Source organism: Citrobacter sp. Colony219, from assembly GCF_019382635.1.
GTDB lineage: Bacteria > Pseudomonadota > Gammaproteobacteria > Enterobacterales > Enterobacteriaceae > Citrobacter > Citrobacter youngae.
Map to the genome: position 1 here is coordinate 2,228,244 of NZ_CP080033.1, position 17,613 is coordinate 2,245,856.

Consider the following 17,613-nt stretch of genomic DNA (forward strand, 5'->3'; position numbering starts at 1 on the left):
GCGCGATCTGCATCAGTTTTTCAAACGAGGCTCCTTCGCGGGCGCTGATCGACATACCCTGCAAAATACAGTTCAGATATTCAGCCAACTTTTGTACATCGCAGTGTGCCGGTATTTCACCCTTTTCCTGTCGTTGATGCAGAAACTGAGCCAGCGTCTGTTCCTGCATGGCGTGACGGGATTTAACCGTGTGCGCAATGTCCCGGGAGGAGGCGGCCAGCGTAGCGGATGTGTTAATCATGAAACATCCCGCAGGCGTGTCTTTACTGGTGAAGCAGGTCGCTATGGCGGTGAAATAGTCCTCAAGTGCAGATTCGAGGCTTTTTTCTTCACAAAACAGTTGGGCTTCGTGTTTTGCCGCGAAGCGACTGATATAGCGGTCCAGCACGGCACGAAACAGTCCTTCCTTATTGGTAAATTCTGCATACAGCGTAGGCGCTTTTGCCCCGGTTGCTTCTACGAGATCGGCGAGCGATGTCGCTTCATATCCGTGCTGCCAGAAGAGTGTCATGGCCTTATCAAGCGCGGCTTCCCTGTCGAACACTTTTGGTCGGCCACGGCTTTTTTTTGCACAACCTGTCGTTTCAGTTGTCATGGTGCCGTTGTACCTGGTTGGGTTTATTGAATAACCATTATAAAAATAATCGCGCAGACACTCTAGTGCATTCAAGATAAAAATAATTCAATGCTATTGATATGAAAAATAAGACCTTTGTACTTTAAATAACAATCGTTATAAAAAAATGTTGACGTGTGACCTGGATCGCATCTATGATTTATCTATCGATCGTTAAGTTAATCGCTTACGGCACACATTCATCTGCTAAAGGTCACTATCATGAAAAACGTAAAAACTCTTTTTGTCGCTGCTGTCCTGAGCTCACTTTCATTTGCAAGCTTTGCCGCTGTTGAAGTTCAGGCTACACCTGCAGGCCAACAGAAAGTCGGTATTATCTCCGCCGACGCCGGGACTAATTTAGGTTCTCTGGAAGATCAACTGGCACAGAAAGCAGATGAAATGGGGGCGAAGTCATTCCGTATTACTTCTGTTACCGGTCCTAACACCCTTCACGGGACTGCAGTTATCTATAAATAAGTTGTAAGCCCTCGCAATGCCACTGCGAATTCAATAAAAAACCCCGCGGGAACAAACCGGCGGGGTTTTTTTATGGCCTGAATTTACAGCGTTTGTGCAGGAGCATCGTGATGGCGCGTCACGTCTACAGGCATGCCTGAACGTAGCTCCATTGCATGCTCCATCACAGCTGCGTCTGTTTGTGCCGCATTTTTAAAGTTCTGCATTGATGAATTCAACACGATTGGCAGTAACTGCGGGTCGTCATTAATCTTTTCTGACAGCGGTTGGTGTACTTCAACCAGGCGCATACCGTTAGGTTCAACGGAGGCTTTAATCGGCGTGTTGATGATGTTCACTTTGGTTCCCGGCGTAACCTGACGGAATAAGGTTTCAATATCACCGTCACGCAGGCGAATACACCCGGAACTAACACGCATACCGATGCCAAAATCCGCGTTGGTTCCATGCAGCAAATACACACCGCCGTAAGCCGCTAAGCGGATTGCATGATGGCCCATCGGGTTATCCGGCCCGGCAGGTACTACGGCAGGGAGGTCGATACCATTGGCTTTATACCGTGCGCGGATATTCGCTGTTGGTGTCCAGGTGGGGTTGGCGCGTTTATCCGAAATGGTGGTTACCATTGTCGGGGTTAGCGTGTCACCGCCTAACTGGCCAATGCCAATGGGATACACGGTCACCGATTTTGTCCCTGGCTGGTAATAGTAAAGACGCAGTTCGGCGAGGTTAATGACAATCCCTTCGCGTGGGGCATCCGGTAGCAGAGTTTGCAATGGGATGGTTAAAACACTGCCCGGGCGAGGTACGTATGGATCGACGCCGGGGTTAGCCTGCAGCAGCGCTAAAAAGCCGACGTTGTATTTTTTCGCAATGGCTTCCAGCGATCCGCCGTTGTTTTCGACAACGTGAGTGGCATTTTCGCCCACCAGTTTGCTGCCTGGCGGCGGGAGCGGCCAGGTATTCGCTTGAGCCGGGAGCGCTAATGCGACGGTCGCCGCGAGCGTAAAAAGCGTTAGCCAGCGAGAGAGTCGTTTATTGTTTAACATCACCTAAATCCATTGTTTTTACGTGGTTTTTATTATGTAAAAGTAAACAGGAATTATGGCGGTTTGCTGTGTCGGGAAGTGCAGGGAAGTGCAAAGAGTTTGTAAATTCATCGGCCGGGTGAGTGGTGTGCTCACCCGGCCTGTTCACTATGCTACGGCGTTTTCTTCAAGCTGACGCATAAACTGGCGGACCCAGTCGATACGGGTTTTACGCTCGCCCAATTCCTGCATGAATTTAAGTCGGGTTGGGCCATCCAGACGGAAGTGTTGGGGTTGCTTTTGCAGTAAGCCAATCAGCCACACCGGGTTGACGTGGTTCTTCTCGGCAAACTCAATCGTCCCGCCTTTTTCATTGCCTTCTAGCTTTCTGATACCCAGTTTTTGCGCTTGCTGGCGCAAACGGGCAATATCCAGCAACGTACGGGCCGGGTCAGGCAACAAACCAAAACGGTCTATCAGCTCGACCTTAATTTCTTCCAGCTCGTTTTCGCCTTTCGCACTGGCAATGCGCTTGTAGAACGACAGTCGCGTATTCACATCGGGGATGTAGTCATCTGGCAATAGTGACGGCATCCGCAACTCGACTTCAGTTTGCTGGTTGGTGAGATCTTCGAGTGACGGTTCGCGTCCCTCTTTTAGCGCGTCAACCGCGTTCTCCAGCAGTTCCATGTATAGTGAGAAGCCGATGGTTTCCATCGAACCGCTCTGATCTTCGCCCAGCAGTTCCCCCGCGCCGCGAATTTCGAGGTCGTGAGTGGCTAGCGCAAAACCTGCACCCAAATCTTCCAGTGATGCAATTGCCTCAAGGCGTTTTTGTGCATCGGTGGTCATCGCTTTTGGATGCGGCGTCAACAGCCAGGCATAGGCCTGATGGTGTGAACGTCCCACGCGGCCGCGTAGCTGGTGCAATTGTGCCAACCCGAAATGGTCAGCGCGCTCGATAATAATGGTGTTAGCGGTTGGAATGTCGATCCCGGTTTCGATGATGGTGGTACACACCAGCACGTTGAAGCGCTGATGGTGGAAATCGTTCATCACGCGTTCCAGCTCGCGTTCGCGCATTTGTCCGTGTCCAATCCCGATTCGCGCTTCCGGTACCAGCTCTGCCAGCCTGTCAGCGGTTTTCTGGATGTTTTCAACATCGTTGAACAGATAGTAGACCTGCCCGCCGCGCAGCACTTCACGCAGGATAGCTTCGCGTACCACCAGGCTATCGTATTCGCGTACGAAGGTTTTGACCGCCAGACGACGCGCTGGCGGTGTGGCGATAATTGACAGATCGCGCATGCCGCTCATCGCCATATTGAGCGTACGCGGGATCGGGGTTGCGGTCAGCGTCAGAATATCGACATCGGCGCGCATTGCTTTAATACGCTCTTTGTGACGGACACCGAAGCGGTGCTCTTCATCGACAATCAGCAGACCCAAATCTTTGAGTTTCACATCGCTTTGCAGCAGTTTGTGCGTGCCGATGAGAATATCGATTTTACCTTCGGCAACCTGCTCCAGAATCTGCGCTTGCTCTTTGGCGCTACGAAAACGGGACAGCATCTCAATGCGCACGGGCCAGTTGGCAAAACGATCGCGGAAGTTGTCGAAGTGCTGCTGGGCGAGCAGGGTGGTCGGCACCAGCACGGCAACCTGCTTGTGATTCTCTACGGCGAGGAAGGCGGCGCGCATCGCGACTTCGGTTTTACCGAAGCCGACATCGCCACACACCAGGCGGTCCATGGCCAGCGGCTGACACATATCGCTGAGTACCGCGTTGATGGCCTGCGCCTGATCGGGTGTGGTTTCAAATGGGAAGCTGTCACAAAACAGCTGATACTGCTCGCGGTCGTGTTTAAAGGCAAAACCTTCTTTTGCCGCACGCTGGGCGTAAATATCCAGCAACTCCGCCGCGACGTCACGTACCTTCTCGGCGGCTTTCTGCCGGGCGCGCGACCAGGCATCTCCGCCAAGTTTATGCAGCGGGGCATTCTCTTCCGCGCCTCCGGCATAGCGGCTTATCAAATGCAACGATGACACCGGTACATACAATTTGGCGTCGTTGGCGTAGGTGAGCATCAGGTATTCGCCGGTAATGCCGCCCGCTTCCAGCGTGGTCATACCGGCATAGCGACCCACGCCGTGCTCCAGATGCACCACCGGCTGACCTGGATGCAGCTCTGCAAGGTTACGAATTAACGTATCCGGGTTGATGGTACGACGAGAATCCTGGCGGCGGCGCGCCACGCGTTCACCCAGCAGATCGCTTTCACAAATCAGCGCCAGATTGCGTTTGCTATCGATGAAGCCATGCTCGGCTGCACCAATCATCAAATAACGACCATTGTCTGCGGCTTCATCAAGACGCAATATCCGCTTCGGCGCAACTTTGATGCGAGCCAGAAGTTCGCCAAGCGCTTCCCGGCGACCTTCACTTTCCACTGAGAAAATTACCGGACCGGTAAAGCTCTCAAGGAATTTACGTAACGCATCTAACGGTGATTTTTGCTGCGCCTGCACGGCGATATCCGGCAGTTTCTGGAACCCGAGGTTAGTATTCGCAGCTTTGTTCGCCAGACTCTCGGTTTTTAGCTGAACGCGCGGCCAGCGTTTCAGTTCAGAAAACAGCTCATCCACCCGCAGCCACAGTGATTCAGGTGGCAGAAGCGGGCGCATCGGATCAACGCCGCGATTCTCAAAACGTGACAGGGTATCGGCCTGGAAGCGCTCAGCGCTGGTCTCGATATCGCCGGTATTCACCAGCAGCGTATTGGCCGGGAAGTAGCTGAACAACGGCGGCAACGGCTCGTTGAAAAATAGCGGCTGCCAGTATTCAATACCCGCAGGTAACGTGCCTTTGCTGACCTGCTGATAAATATGTTCGGCGTCGCGTTTCACCTCAAAGGTGTCGCGCCACTGACTGCGGAACAGCTCGATGGCCGTTTTGTCAGTCGGGAATTCGTGCGCGGGAAGCAAATTAATGGCATCGACTTCTTCCAGCGTGCGCTGGGTGTCGGTATCAAACAGACGCAGGCTGTCGATTTCGTCATCAAAGAAATCAAGGCGATAAGGCAGCTCGCTGCCCATCGGGAACAGATCCAACAACGCGCCGCGCGTGGCGTATTCGCCGTGTTCCATGACCTGATCAACATGGCGATAGCCGGCGCTGTCCAGCTGCTCACGCAGGGCATCACGCGACAGGCGCTGACCCTTTTTCATCACCAGTGCATGACCGTGTAGATAGCTGTGCGGGCAGACGCGCTGCATCAACGTGTTGACCGGTACGATCAGCACACCGCGTTGCATCGCAGGCAGTTGATACAACGTGGATAGTCGCGAGGAGATAATTTCCTGATGTGGGGAAAAACTGTCATAGGGCAGTGTTTCCCAGTCAGCCAGATTCATCACCATCTGGTCGGTAAACTGACGAATTTCATCATGCAAACGCAGTGCATTTTGCATGTCCGGCGCGATCAGCACCACTGGCCCCGCGTGATGTTCAGCGATTTCGGCGACCAGCGTCGCGCAGGCGGCACCGGTAAGTTCACCCAACTGGCGCTGATCGCCAGCTTTTGCTGGAAGCGTGTAACGATGTTGTTCAGGCATTCGGTTGTCAGGATCTCGTTTGGATATACGTCTGATAAGCAATGTTTCTTTATTATCCGTGATCGTTTCTCATAAGCAAATTGATTCGCCCCCGAAGGGGGGCAAAAACGCGTTGAAGTTAGCGCGAGGCGGTCGATAAAGAAGGCGGGGAAAATAGCAGGTCGGCCACTGTTTTTTGTGAAATTTTACGCACCAACAGGCCAAACAAGGTGCACAGCAGCAGGCAGGCGAACGGATACACCAGCAGCAGGGCCAGCTCTGCATATGCAGGCCAGGCGGCATGATTGATTTTGGGGATTAGCGTTAAGCTGAACAGCTCAACCAGAATACGGTGGGTGGTGTAGATGGCGATGGTATTGGCGCCAATCACGCTTAACGGGCCGGACTCACGCATACCAAAGCGCAGCTCAAATTGATAAAACAGCTTCATGATCAGCACAATGGAAAGAAGAGAAAGTAATAGTGAAACATTTGCCAGCCATGCAACGGCGGCGACGATTGTACTAACCAGAAAAAGCACAGAATGGCGGCGCAGGGGAACCTCTTTGATCCATGCCATCAGCGTTGCACCAAACCACGCGCCGAGGCTGTAGTATGGCAGGTTACGAATGACGCTGTTCATTCCCCACCACGGTGTCGGGACATAATTGATCGCCACGCTCAACACGACAAATAACGCCAACAATGGCGCCGCCCAGCGGCTGAAAAGCTTACACAAAACAAAATAAACAATCAGTGCGTACAGATACCACAAGCTGGTGCTGGCGGTGAGCATCCCGTGGGTAAAATCACTGATCGAATCGGCATAGGCGGCGTTGGCGGTATGGTTCAGATCGCGCTGCGGGGCCAGCCAGTTATTGAGCGCGACTAACGCCAGCCATTGTACCACCCCCCAAAGCACCAACACCCAGGCGATGCTCCAGATTCGTTTATCCAGGCAGGTGGTCCACGTGACGCTATCGATATAGCGACGGATCAGATACCCCGAAATAAAGAAAAACACCGGCATGCGAAACGGCGCAAGGTACAAGTTCAGGTAAATCCAGCATTTGCTCAGTATCTCTGAAAGCGGATGCTGAAAAGTAGTGAGGTGCGGGTAAAACGTGATTACCGAGTGATAAATTACCACCAGACAAATACATAACCCTTTGATCTGGTTAATCCATAGTTCTTTTTTAATCATCGAGACTGCGTATCCATATTGATTGCTATAGCCTGCCATCCTGCGCAACTCGCGGTGGGCTGTAATGCGTAACTGTCTGCATTTTGTTTTTTTAAGATAAAGATCAGGGATCTGGACTTAAGAAAAGAGGGACAACTTTAGCGGATTGATTTCTTTATACTTTTAGGACAAGTGCTGACGAACACTTACGGTTCAGTCATTTACCCATTCCGCTTTCGCTTATATACTCGTGACTTTGCTAACAGCAACCAGACGGATTTCATGTACCAACCTGTCGCTCTATTCATTGGCCTGCGTTATATGCGTGGGCGTGCAGCAGATCGCTTCGGTCGCTTCGTTTCCTGGCTCTCCACCATTGGCATTACCCTCGGGGTAATGGCGCTGGTCACGGTGTTGTCGGTGATGAACGGTTTCGAGCGCGAGCTGCAAAACAATATCCTTGGCCTGATGCCTCAGGCCGTTCTCTCGTCTGAACAGGGTTCTCTGAACCCGCAGCAACTGCCGGAAAAAGCGGTGGTGTTGAACGGCGTCAACCGCGTCGCACCGATAACTACGGGGGATGTGGTGCTGCAAAGTGCGCGTAGCGTGGCGGTCGGCGTGATGCTGGGCATCGACCCGGCGCAAAAAGATCCTCTCACGCCGTATCTGGTCAATGTGAAGCAAACAGATCTGCAGCCGGGTAAGTATAATGTCATCCTCGGTGAGCAGCTTGCCGGGCAGTTGGGCGTCAATCGCGGCGATCAAATTCGCGTGATGGTGCCTTCGGCCAGCCAGTTTACGCCGATGGGGCGTTTGCCGAGCCAGCGTCTGTTTACGGTGATTGGCACCTTCGCCGCCAACAGCGAAGTAGACGGCTACCAGATGCTGACCAACATTCAGGATGCTTCCCGCCTGATGCGCTATCCGGTGGGCAATATTACCGGCTGGCGTCTGTGGCTGAACGAACCGTTAAAAGTTGACACGCTGAGCCAGCAAACGCTGCCGCAGGGCACCAAATGGCAGGACTGGCGCGAGCGCAAAGGGGAACTGTTCCAGGCCGTGCGCATGGAGAAAAACATGATGGGGCTGCTGCTTAGCCTGATCGTGGCAGTTGCGGCTTTTAATATTATTACCTCGTTGGGTCTGATGGTAATGGAGAAGCAAGGGGAAGTGGCGATTCTACAAACGCAGGGGCTAACGCCGCGGCAAATCATGATGGTGTTTATGGTTCAGGGGGCCAGTGCCGGAATTATCGGCGCGCTGCTGGGCGCGGTGCTGGGCGCATTGCTTGCCAGCCAACTGAACAACCTGATGCCGATTATCGGCGTGCTGCTGGACGGTGCCGCGTTGCCGGTTGCTATTGAGCCGCTGCAGGTGATCGTCATTGCGCTGGTGGCGATGGCCATCGCGCTGCTGTCTACGCTTTATCCTTCCTGGCGCGCTGCCGCCACTCAACCCGCTGAGGCTTTACGTTATGAATAAGATCCTGTTGCAATGCGACGACCTGTGCAAACGCTATCAGGAAGGCACGGTGCAGACTGATGTTCTGCACGATGTCAGTTTTAGCGTCGGCGAGGGTGAGATGATGGCGATTGTCGGCAGCTCAGGCTCCGGCAAAAGTACACTGCTTCATCTGCTCGGCGGGCTGGATACACCGACTTCCGGCGACGTCATTTTTAGCGGTCAGCCGATGAGCAAACTCTCGTCAGCGGCGAAAGCGGAACTGCGTAATCAGAAGCTAGGATTTATTTACCAGTTCCACCATTTGTTGCCAGACTTTACCGCGCTGGAAAACGTGGCGATGCCGCTACTGATTGGCAAGAGGAAGCCGGCTGAAATTACCGAGCGCGCACGTGACATGCTGAAAGCGGTTGGGCTGGATCACCGTGCCAGCCACCGTCCGTCCGAACTTTCAGGCGGCGAGCGTCAACGTGTGGCGATTGCCCGTGCGCTGGTGAATAACCCGCGCCTGGTACTGGCAGACGAGCCAACGGGTAACCTTGATGCGCGAAACGCGGACAGCATTTTCGAACTGCTGGGTGAGCTGAACCGCTCTCAGGGCACGGCATTTCTGGTGGTGACGCACGATCTGCAACTGGCGAAGCGCATGAGCCGCCAGCTTGAAATGCGCGATGGTCGCCTGACGGCTGAACTGAGCCTGATGGGGGCTGAGTAATGGCATCGCCTTTATCATTATTGATTGGTCTGCGCTTTAGCCGCGGTCGGCGACGCGGTGGCATGGTGTCGCTGATTTCCGTGATTTCTACCGTCGGTATTGCGTTGGGTGTGGCGGTGTTGATCGTCGGTCTAAGCGCCATGAACGGATTTGAGCGAGAGTTGAACAACCGTATTCTGGCGGTTGTGCCACATGGTGAGATAGAGGCGGTAAATCAGCCGTGGAACAACTGGCAGGAAGCACTCGACAAAGTTCAGAAAGTGCCTGGCATTGTCGCTGCTGCGCCTTATATCAATTTCACCGGGCTGGTGGAGAGTGGGGCGAACTTGCGCGCGGTGCAGGTGAAGGGCGTTGACCCGAAACAGGAACAGCGTTTAAGCGCACTGCCATCCTTCGTGCAAAACCACGCCTGGGATAATTTCAAAGCCGGTGAGCAGCAGGTCATTATTGGCAAGGGGATTGCGGACGCGCTGAAGGTGAAGCAGGGGGATTGGGTGTCGATTATGATCCCCAATGCCAGCGCGGATCATAAGTTACAGCAGCCTAAACGCGTGCGTTTGCACGTTACCGGTATTCTGCAACTGAGCGGTCAGCTCGATCACAGCTTCGCCATGATCCCAATGGAAGACGCGCAGCAGTACCTGGATATGGGTTCCAGCGTTTCCGGGATTGCCCTGAAGGTCAACGATGTCTTTAACGCCAATAAGTTGGTGCGAGATGCGGGCGAAGTGACCAATAACTATGTTTATATTAAGAGTTGGATCGGTACTTACGGCTATATGTATCGCGATATCCAGATGATCCGCGCCATTATGTATCTGGCGATGGTGCTGGTGATTGGCGTAGCCTGCTTTAATATCGTTTCAACGTTAGTGATGGCGGTAAAAGACAAAAGCGGCGATATTGCGGTATTAAGAACGCTGGGAGCGAAAGACGGACTGATCCGCGCCATCTTCGTCTGGTATGGACTGCTGGCGGGTCTGTTCGGTAGCCTGATAGGTGTGGTTATTGGTGTTGTTGTTTCTCTACAGCTCACACCGATTATCAATGGTATTGAGGCGCTTATCGGCCATCAGTTCCTCTCCGGCGATATCTATTTCATTGACTTCCTGCCATCGGAATTACACTGGCTGGATGTGATTTACGTGCTGGTGACAGCATTAGTGCTGAGTCTTTTGGCGAGTTGGTATCCGGCGCGTCGCGCCAGCAATATTGATCCTGCGAGAGTACTTAGCGGCCAATAACAATATATACACTAAAGCATTCATGCTGCATCAAGGAGCGGTGATGTATTACGGATTTGACATCGGTGGGACTAAAATTGCGTTAGGCGTATTCGATAATCAACGTCGTTTGCAATGGGAAACGCGCGTCCCTACGCCGCGTGACAGTTATGACGCTTTCCTTGATGCGGTGTGCAATTTGGTGCAGGAAGCAGACCAGCGGTTTGGCATTAAAGGTTCGGTTGGCATCGGCATTCCTGGTATGCCGGAAACGGAGGACGGTACGCTGTATGCAGCCAACGTTCCTGCTGCCAGTGGCAAACCGCTGCGGGCCGATCTCAGCGCACGACTGGATCGTGATGTGCGTCTGGATAATGACGCCAACTGTTTTGCACTCTCCGAAGCCTGGGACGATGAGTTCACCCAGTATCCGTTAGTGATGGGCTTAATCCTCGGCACCGGTGTCGGTGGTGGCCTGGTGCTTAACGGAAAGTCTATCACTGGACGTAGCTATATTACCGGCGAGTTCGGTCATATCCGTTTGCCTGTTGATGCGTTGACGTTGATGGGATTTGATTTCCCGCTGCGTCGTTGCGGATGTGGTCAACTGGGGTGCATCGAAAGTTATCTTTCCGGTGGCGGATTTGCGTGGTTGTACCAGCATTACTACCATCAACCTCTGGATGCCCGTGAAATTATCACCCTCTGGGAGCAAGGCGATGAGCACGCGCATGCGCATGTAGAGCGTTATCTGGATTTGCTGGCCGTTTGCCTGGGGAATATCCTGACTATCGTCGATCCAGATTTAGTGGTGATTGGCGGTGGCTTGTCGAACTTTACCGCTATTACGACGCAACTGGCGGGCAGGCTGCCACGTCATTTGCTGCCCGTTGCCCGTGTGCCGCGTATTGAGCAGGCACGACACGGTGATGCGGGTGGGATGCGCGGAGCCGCTTTCCTACATCTTACCGATTAATACAAAGAGGTTGTTATGCTGTCGCGTCGGGGTCATCGATTAAGCCGTTTTCGTAAAAATAAACGCCATTTGCGCGATCGCCTGCGTCAACGGATCTTTTTCAGAGACAGAGTGGTGCCTGAACTGGTGGAAAAACCAAGGGTGTTAGTCCTGACTGGCGCGGGAATTTCCGCTGAATCAGGGATTCGTACCTTCCGTGCTGCGGATGGTCTTTGGGAAGAACATCGGGTTGAGGATGTGGCAACGCCGGAAGGATTTAGTCGTAATCCTGGACTGGTTCAGTCGTTTTATAACGCCCGTCGTCACCAGTTGCAACAGCCCGAAATTCAGCCAAACGCGGCGCATATTGCGTTGGCAAAACTCGAAGCCGAGCTGGGTGATCGCTTTCTACTGGTAACGCAAAATATCGATAATCTGCACGAACGTGCGGGAAGTCAGAACGTTATCCATATGCACGGCGAGCTTCTTAAGGTTCGCTGTTCGCAAAGCGGGCAGATTTTAGACTGGACAGGGGACGTCACGCCAGAAGACAAATGCCATTGCTGCCAGTTCCCTGCGCCCCTGCGACCGCACGTTGTCTGGTTTGGCGAAATGCCGCTGGGGATGGATGAAATTTATATGGCGCTGGCGATGGCAGATGTTTTCATTGCCATTGGCACGTCAGGGCATGTTTATCCGGCTGCGGGTTTTGTCCACGAAGCGCGTCTGCATGGGGCGCATACGGTGGAGTTAAATCTGGAGCCAAGCCAGGTGGGTAGCGAGTTCGAAGAGAAGCATTACGGCCCGGCAAGCCAGGTGGTGCCCGAGTTTGTAGAGAAGTTATTGAAGGGATTGTGATCACGGATGGCGTAGGCCCGATAAGCGCAGCGCCATCGGGCAGTGATGATGCGCCGGATGCGACGCTGGCGCGTCTTATCCGGCCTACGAGGAGGGCAATTAGCGTCCTGCTTTCAGCTTCTGATAATACTCTTCATAGATGGCGCTGGCGGAACCAACATCGTTCTGCCATTCCCCTTTGTTGATGGTTTCTGCATCCGGGTACAGGGTTTTATCATTCGCGACTTCCGGACTTAGCAGCTTGCGTGCCGCCAGGTTTGGCGTTGGATAACCAATAGTTTCCGCCACTTCTTTCGCCACGTCCGGGCGTAGCAGGAAGTTAATCAGCTTTAGCGCACCTTCTTTGTTTTTAGCATTTGCCGGAATAGACAGGCTGTCCATCCAGAAAATACCCCCTTCTTTCGGCCAGACGACTTCCAGCGGTGTACCTGCCTGACGCGCAACATATGCGGAGCCGTTCCACACCATCCCCAGATTGACTTCACCTTCCATATACGGGTTGGCCGGGTTGTCAGAGTTAAACGCCGCAACGTTAGGCATTAGCTTCTTCAGCTCGTTATACGCAGCTTCAATCTCTTTCGGGTCGGTGGTATTCCCGGAGTATCCCAGCTTGCGCAGCGCCATCTGGAACACTTCGCGGGCATCATCCGTTAACAGCAGGCTGCCCTTGTATTCCGGTTTCCACAGGTCAGCCCAGCTGGTCACGGTTTTGGGATCAATGGCATCACTGTTAATACCAATGGCCGTTGCACCCCAGATGTACGGGATTGAGTAGTCGTTATTCGGGTCAAACGGCTTATTGAGCATTTCCGGATCGAGGTTGTGGAAGTTGGTTAACGTCGACTTGTCGATCTTCTGGATCATGCCTTCTTTACGCATTTTGTCGACGTAATAGGTGGAAGGCACCACCAGATCGTACGCACCGTCTTTATAGGTTTTGAGCTTGGCGTACATGGTTTCGTTCGACTCGTAGGTCGAATAGATTACCTTAATGCCGGTCTCTTTGGTGAACTGTTCCAGTAATCCTGGCGGAACGTATTCGGTCCAGTTGTAGAAATAAAGCGTGTTGTTGTCATTCGCGTGAGCGGCGCTCATGCCCAGTGCCAGAGCACCCGCCGCGAGCAGGTGGCGTGACCATTTTTTCATCATTTAACGTCCCCTGAATTAAGGGCCTTAACGGCCCTTGGTTTTATCACGTGCAATAAGCTGGCTGGCGATCACCATAACCAGCGACAGAACCAACAAAATGGTTGCCAGTGCATTCACCTCTGGTGATACACCGACTTTAACCATTGAGTAGATTTTTAATGGCAAAATCTCATAGCCGGGTCCGGTGACGAAGGACGAAACCACGACATCATCCATCGACAGCGTAAAACTTAGCAACCAACCTGCAGCTACCGCCGGCATGGCCAGTGGCAGAATGATCTTGCGCAGAATGGTCACTTCACTGGCACCCAGGTCTTTAGCTGCTTCAAGCATACGTACGTCAAAGCCTTTCAAACGTGAGTAGACCGTTACGACCACAAAAGGCAGGCAGAACGTGATATGTGAAAACAGCAGCGACCAGAAGCCCAGTTGAATGCCAATCAGCATAAACAGCACCAGCAGCGAAATTGCCATCACGATATCCGGCGACATCATCACCACAAACAACATGCCGCTGACAAATGGTTTGCCACGAAAACGGTAGCGATATAAAGCGACCGCAGTCAGTGAACCGATCAGGGTGGCAAAGGTCGCGGAGAGCACGGCCATCGTCAGTGAGTGCTGTGCCGCCTGCAGCAAACTGTCGTTGTTCATCAGCAGCCCGTACCATTTGGTGGTAAAACCCTGCCAGTTAATGCCGAAGCGCGAGCTGTTAAAGGAGTTCACAATCAAAATGATGATTGGAATATACAGATACGCGTAGATAGCGGTCATGAAACCGCCTCTGAGCAGCCGACCGATCATTCGAGTTCCACCTTCTTGTTCAGCAAGCGCGAGGCGCGCCAGTAGATCAGCAGCATCAGCCCCATCACAATGGTCAGCGTAATGCTGGTGGCGGCACCAAACGGCCAGTCGCGGATGTTCAGGAACTGCACTTTAATCACATTACCAATCAGCAGGTTTTTCGCCCCGCCCATTAAGTCGGATACGTAAAACAGCCCCATGGCTGGCAGCATAACCAACAGACATCCGGCGATAATTCCCGGCATCGTCAACGGAATAATGATGCGGGTGAAGGTCTGAAGTTTACTGGCACCCAAATCACGCGCGGCTTCCAGTAGCGGTTTATCGAGTTTTTCAATGCTGGAATAGAGCGGCATCACCATAAACGGCAGCAGGATGTACACCAGGCCGATAATCACCGCGCTGGGTGTAAACATGATACGAATAGGAGTATCGATAACGCCGAGCCACAACAGAAACTCGTTGAGATAGCCTTTGGTACTGAGGAAAATTTTGAGTCCGTAGATGCGGATAAGTGAGTTGGTCCAGAACGGAACAATCAGCAGGAACAGCAGCAGCGGGCGCACTTTTTCCGGCAGTTTCACCAAAAACCAGGCAAACGGGTAGCCGAGTACCAGGCAGGCGAGCGTGGCAATCAGCGCCATATTGAGGGAATGAACCAGCACCTCAAAATAGAGCGGATCGAGCAGGCGTGTATAGTTTTCCAGCGTAAAGACCATTTTGACGAAATTGGCGTCGTCGCGGGTCAAAAAGCTGGTACCGATGATCATCAGGTTGGGCAGAAAGACAAACAACACAAGCCAACCGACAATGGTGACGATCACCACACTCTGGAATTTACTTGTGTTCTTCATCAGCCAGTACGACCTCCCAGCTTTCTACCCAGTTAATCGCCATTTTCTGGTCGAGCGAGTGGTCAAAGTCAGGATCGTCTTCGTTGAAGAATTCACTGACCATCACCATCTTGCCATTTTCCAGTTCCACAACCGACTCCAGCGTCATGCCTTTGTAGTTGCGTTCGCGCACGTAGCCGATCAGGCCTTCGATATGATTATCGTCGTTGATTTCATCCACGCGCAGATCTTCCGGGCGTAACAGAACGTGCAGTTTCTGTCCGGGAACCACCGCGAAGTTGACGTAAATATTGCACTCGCGGCCTTCAACGTTAGCACGAACACGCTGCTCGTCCAGACGTTCTATCACCGTGGCGTTAAACATATTGATCTCGCCGATAAATCCGGCAACGAACAAATTTTTCGGCTCTTCGTAGATCTCGCGCGGTGTACCGTCCTGCTCAATCTTGCCGTCACGCATCACCACGATACGGTCTGACATCGTCAGCGCTTCTTCCTGATCGTGAGTGACAAAGACGAAAGTGATACCCAGCTTACGCTGTAACGCTTTCAGTTCGTTCTGCATCTGCTTGCGCAGTTTGTAGTCCAGCGCAGAGAGAGATTCATCTAACAGGAGTAAACGCGGTTTATTGACCACCGCACGGGCAATCGCCACGCGCTGCTGTTGGCCACCGGAGAGTTGATGCGGTTTTCGCTGAGCGAACTCTTCCAGTTGCACCATGCGCAGGGCTTCAGTAACGCGAGGAGGAATATCGGCTGCGGGGGTTTTCTGCATGCGTAAACCAAAGGCCACATTCTCATACACGGTCATGTGGGGGAATAACGCATAGCTTTGGAAGACGGTGTTCACGTAGCGGTTTTCCGCAGGAACGTGAGTGATGTCCTGGTTGTCCAACATAATATGACCGGAATCAACCGTTTCCAGACCGGCAATCAGGCGAAGAACGGTTGTTTTACCGCAGCCAGAGGGGCCGAGCAGCGTGAGAAATTCGCCATTGTTGATGGTCAAATCCAGGCTGGAAATCACCTCTTTGCCATCGAAACTTTTGCGAATTCCCGCTAATTGCACCAGTGGAGAAAGCGAACGCGGTTGTTTATTCAATTTTTTACTCTGTCCCATGTAAACGCAACGGATGGCTGACCGATGCGGGGTTTGTGGTTAACCACCTTGATGACTCTTAATGAGGGCGGTTATTCTACGGCAAACCATTGTAATCGCCAATCCTTGTTGCGAATTACTGACTTAACCCTATAGTCAGAGGGGATGTCAGGGAGAAATATTCTCACTTGCGGGGATAAAAGTGACCTGACGCAATATTTGTCTTTTGTTGCTTATTGATAATGTTGTCACAAAAAGTGAGGGTGACTGCATGGATAAACTACTTGAGCGTTTTTTACACTACGTGTCGCTGGACACCCAATCAAAATCGGGCGTGCGGCAGGTACCCAGCACTGAAGGACAGTGGAAGTTATTGCAGTTGCTTAAGCAGCAACTCGAAGAGATGGGGCTGGTCAATATTACCTTGAGCGACAAGGGGACGTTGATGGCAACGTTGCCCGCTAACTTTGCAGGCAATATTCCCGCGATCGGTTTTATTTCCCATGTGGATACCTCACCGGATTTCAGCGGTAAAAACGTTAATCCGCAAATTGTCGAAAACTATCGCGGCGGCGATATTGCGCTCGGTATTGGCGATGAGGTTTTGTCGCCGGTGATGTTCCCGGTGCTGCATCAACTTCTGGGTCAGACGTTGATCACCACAGATGGCAAAACGCTGCTGGGTGCGGATGATAAAGCCGGTATCGCCGAAATCATGACCGCACTGGCTGTGTTGATACAAAAAGATATTCCGCATGGCGATATCCGCGTGGCCTTTACGCCAGATGAAGAGGTCGGTAAAGGCGCGAAGCATTTCGACGTTGCAGCATTTGATGCGCAGTGGGCCTATACCGTCGACGGTGGCGGCGTGGGCGAACTGGAGTTTGAAAACTTCAACGCCGCGTCGGTCAATATCAAGATCGTCGGTAACAATGTGCATCCGGGTACGGCAAAAGGGGTGATGGTGAACGCGCTGTCGCTGGCGGCTCGCATCCATGCCGAAGTTCCCGCCGATGAAAGCCCGGAAGCGACGGAAGGCTATGAAGGTTTTTACCATCTGGCAAGCATGAAAGGGACGGTTGATCGGGCTGATATGCACTACATTATCCGCGATTTTGACCGTAAGCAGTTTGAAGCGCGTAAACGCAAAATCATGGATATTGCCAAAAAGGTCGGTAAAGGGTTACATCCGGACTGCTATATCGAGCTGGTGATTGAAGACAGCTACTACAATATGCGTGAAAAAGTGATCGAGCATCCGCATGTGCTGGATATCGCCCAGCAGGCAATGCGCGATTGTGACATTGAGCCGGATCTTAAACCCATTCGTGGTGGTACCGACGGCGCGCAACTGTCGTTCATGGGATTACCTTGCCCGAATCTGTTCACCGGTGGCTATAACTATCATGGTAAGCATGAGTTTGTGACACTGGAAGGCATGGAAAAAGCCGTGCAGGTGATTGTGCGAATTGCGGAATTGACGGCGAAACAGTAGCCGCTTTTGCCGGTAGATGCCGGAWGGCGCTTCGCTTATCCGGCCTACAAATASSSTATCCCGTAGGCCGGATAAGCGAAGCGCCWTCCGGCGCACTTT

Annotated in this window: 15 protein-coding genes; 7 read left to right on the forward strand and 8 right to left on the reverse strand. The window is 52.6% G+C overall.

Annotated features, from left to right (window positions below; translation table 11 throughout):
* The coding region (locus tag JTI85_RS09745; RefSeq protein ID WP_219352511.1) for a TetR/AcrR family transcriptional regulator at positions 1–595 on the reverse strand (595 nt) is incomplete at its 3' end.
* A gap of 243 nt (positions 596–838) precedes the next feature.
* On the opposite strand from JTI85_RS09745, the gene bhsA reads away from it, so the two are divergent.
* Positions 839–1,096 carry a multiple stress resistance protein BhsA gene (bhsA, locus tag JTI85_RS09750; RefSeq protein ID WP_219352512.1) on the forward strand — a complete coding sequence of 86 codons (258 nt, stop codon included), beginning with the start codon at positions 839–841 and terminating at the stop codon, positions 1,094–1,096.
* Positions 1,097–1,179: 83 nt separating this feature from the next.
* Here the strand turns inward: bhsA and JTI85_RS09755 are convergent, their stop codons facing one another.
* The 3 genes from JTI85_RS09755 to JTI85_RS09765 all read right to left on the reverse strand — a co-directional run bounded on the left by JTI85_RS09755 (position 1,180) and on the right by JTI85_RS09765 (position 6,922).
* On the reverse strand, positions 1,180–2,145 hold the full coding sequence (locus JTI85_RS09755) for a L,D-transpeptidase family protein (RefSeq protein ID WP_061067736.1): 966 nt from the start codon (positions 2,143–2,145) through the stop codon (positions 1,180–1,182).
* A 147-nt stretch (positions 2,146–2,292) separates the two neighbouring features.
* Positions 2,293–5,739: a transcription-repair coupling factor gene (mfd, locus tag JTI85_RS09760; protein WP_200036657.1), complete on the reverse strand. Its 3,447-nt coding sequence runs from the start codon at positions 5,737–5,739 to the stop codon at positions 2,293–2,295.
* A 118-nt stretch (positions 5,740–5,857) separates the two neighbouring features.
* Entirely contained in the window at positions 5,858–6,922 is a 1,065-nt protein-coding gene (locus JTI85_RS09765; RefSeq protein WP_061067738.1) for an acyltransferase family protein, read from the reverse strand.
* A 261-nt stretch (positions 6,923–7,183) separates the two neighbouring features.
* On the opposite strand from JTI85_RS09765, the gene lolC reads away from it, so the two are divergent.
* The 5 genes from lolC to cobB are packed head-to-tail and all read left to right on the forward strand — an operon-like array spanning position 7,184 to position 12,113.
* Complete coding sequence (lolC, locus tag JTI85_RS09770) at positions 7,184–8,383, forward strand: lipoprotein-releasing ABC transporter permease subunit LolC (protein ID WP_003030806.1); 1,200 nt, start codon at positions 7,184–7,186, stop codon at positions 8,381–8,383.
* Positions 8,376–9,077 carry a lipoprotein-releasing ABC transporter ATP-binding protein LolD gene (lolD, locus tag JTI85_RS09775; protein WP_219352514.1) on the forward strand — a complete coding sequence of 234 codons (702 nt, stop codon included), beginning with the start codon at positions 8,376–8,378 and terminating at the stop codon, positions 9,075–9,077. Before lolC ends, lolD begins: the two co-directional genes overlap by 8 nt.
* On the forward strand, positions 9,077–10,321 hold the full coding sequence (lolE, locus tag JTI85_RS09780; protein WP_137364587.1) for a lipoprotein-releasing ABC transporter permease subunit LolE: 1,245 nt from the start codon (positions 9,077–9,079) through the stop codon (positions 10,319–10,321). Before lolD ends, lolE begins: the two co-directional genes overlap by 1 nt.
* 43 nt (positions 10,322–10,364) lie before the next feature.
* Positions 10,365–11,276: an N-acetylglucosamine kinase gene (gene nagK / locus JTI85_RS09785; RefSeq protein ID WP_048211952.1), complete on the forward strand. Its 912-nt coding sequence runs from the start codon at positions 10,365–10,367 to the stop codon at positions 11,274–11,276.
* A 15-nt stretch (positions 11,277–11,291) separates the two neighbouring features.
* Positions 11,292–12,113, forward strand: coding sequence for a Sir2 family NAD+-dependent deacetylase (cobB, locus tag JTI85_RS09790; protein ID WP_199985233.1), 822 nt, complete (start codon positions 11,292–11,294; stop codon positions 12,111–12,113).
* A gap of 99 nt (positions 12,114–12,212) precedes the next feature.
* Here the strand turns inward: cobB and potD are convergent, their stop codons facing one another.
* From potD to potA, 4 genes are read right to left on the reverse strand one after another with little or no spacing between them, the layout of a single operon-like run.
* Positions 12,213–13,259 carry a spermidine/putrescine ABC transporter substrate-binding protein PotD gene (gene potD / locus JTI85_RS09795; RefSeq protein WP_029139492.1) on the reverse strand — a complete coding sequence of 349 codons (1,047 nt, stop codon included), beginning with the start codon at positions 13,257–13,259 and terminating at the stop codon, positions 12,213–12,215.
* Between the two features lie 27 nt (positions 13,260–13,286).
* A complete protein-coding gene (gene potC, locus JTI85_RS09800; protein WP_003030794.1) occupies positions 13,287–14,066 on the reverse strand; it encodes a spermidine/putrescine ABC transporter permease PotC in 780 nt (259 codons plus the stop codon).
* The gene (potB, locus tag JTI85_RS09805; protein ID WP_003030793.1) at positions 14,063–14,920 is read right to left on the reverse strand and encodes a spermidine/putrescine ABC transporter permease PotB; all 858 of its coding nucleotides are present in this window, start codon (positions 14,918–14,920) and stop codon (positions 14,063–14,065) included. Before potB ends, potC begins: the two co-directional genes overlap by 4 nt.
* Positions 14,904–16,040, reverse strand: a complete 1,137-nt coding sequence (gene potA / locus JTI85_RS09810) for a spermidine/putrescine ABC transporter ATP-binding protein PotA (RefSeq protein WP_048211951.1) — start codon at positions 16,038–16,040, stop codon at positions 14,904–14,906. Before potA ends, potB begins: the two co-directional genes overlap by 17 nt.
* Positions 16,041–16,290: 250 nt before the next feature.
* Between potA and pepT the strand changes: the two genes are divergently transcribed.
* Positions 16,291–17,514, forward strand: a complete 1,224-nt coding sequence (gene pepT, locus JTI85_RS09815) for a peptidase T (RefSeq protein ID WP_219352516.1) — start codon at positions 16,291–16,293, stop codon at positions 17,512–17,514.
* Positions 17,515–17,613: the final 99 nt, after the last annotated feature.